Raw genomic sequence first — 1,328 nt, 5'->3', positions numbered from 1 at the left:
GACGACATAACTCTGCCTGCGCTCGGTTGCGATACATCCGTTGCATCACCCCAGAGACAAACATTGGGCTTTGATCCAAAACGGAGATAGGTGAAATTTTTTGCTCTTTCATAGCCGCCTATTTAACTTATGGCTTCATGTTATGCTTTCTGACCTTTTTGTGAGGAATTCGAAACGTAATTGCTCTTCCTAGGCTTCATTCAAAATCGGTGACGAATTAAACCATCGAGTTGAAAGCATAAACAAAGAGCGCTTACGCGCCCTTTTATTATGTTTATTGTTATTAGTATAACTCAGTTAAGCTTACGAAGTCTTACTCCGACTTTTCCGTTGCTGGAGCGAGTTCTTGAGATCGTTCTTTCTGCGCTTCTTTTTGAGCACGGCGATCAAACAAACGCTCTACCACAACAAAGAACACCGGAACAAAGAAGATGCCAAGCAAAGTCGCACTGATCATGCCGCCAAGCACACCAGTACCTACCGCGTTTTGACCAGCAGAGCCCACGCCAGCACTGATTGCCAACGGAACCACACCCAAGCCAAACGCCAAGGACGTCATGATGATTGGACGAAGACGCACACGCACCGCGTGCAGTGTAGCTTCAATCAGACCTGCACCTTTCTCGTAATATTCTTTCGCGAACTCAACGATCAAAATCGCGTTTTTCGTTGCCAAACCCACTGTGGTTAACAAACTCACTTGGAAGAACACGTCGTTGTCCATTCCACGACCCAGTACTGCGAGCACAGCGCCTAATACGCCCAAAGGTACAACCAACACGACCGCAAGCGGTACAGACCAGCTTTCATACAACGCAGCAAGTACTAGGAACACGACCAAAATGGACAACGCATACAACATTGGAGCTTGGTTGCCAGACAAACGCTCTTCATAAGAGATGCCGTTCCAGTTCACCGTAAAGCCTTCTGGTAACTGCTCAACCATCGCTTCAATCTCAGCCATTGCTTCACCCGTACTGACACCTGGAGCAGCGCCACCTTGAATGTTCATCGCGGCTAGGCCATTAAAGCGTTGAAGCTGCGGTGAACCATACGTCCATTCACCACTTGCAAACGCCGAAAACGGCACCATTTCACCTTGCGCATTACGTACATACCACGAGTTAAAATCTTCTGGCTGCATACGGAACTCTGCATCACTTTGCACCATCACTTTTTTAACGCGACCACGGTCAATGTAGTCGTTGATGTACGCCCCCCCCCAAGCGGCGGATAGGATTTGGTTCACGTCGTTGATGCTGACATCCAGCGCGCGCAATTTAACGTGATCTACATGCACTTGGTACATTGGCGCATCAGATTGGCCA

2 pseudogenes are annotated in these 1,328 nt (G+C 48.3%); both read right to left on the bottom strand.

The annotated features are described in order from the left end of the window. Nucleotides 1-112: pseudogene (locus tag R7P35_RS24650) on the bottom strand (MarR family transcriptional regulator); the annotation flags it as partial. A gap of 201 nt (nt 113-313) precedes the next feature. After that, nucleotides 314-1,328: pseudogene (vmeB, locus tag R7P35_RS24645) on the bottom strand (multidrug efflux RND transporter permease subunit VmeB); the annotation flags it as partial.

It is taken from the genome of Vibrio sp. Vb0304 (assembly GCF_033338995.1).
Classification (GTDB): domain Bacteria; phylum Pseudomonadota; class Gammaproteobacteria; order Enterobacterales; family Vibrionaceae; genus Vibrio; species Vibrio alginolyticus.
Note: the sequence above shows the minus strand (reverse complement) of the source record. Positions and strands in the feature narration are given on the sequence as shown.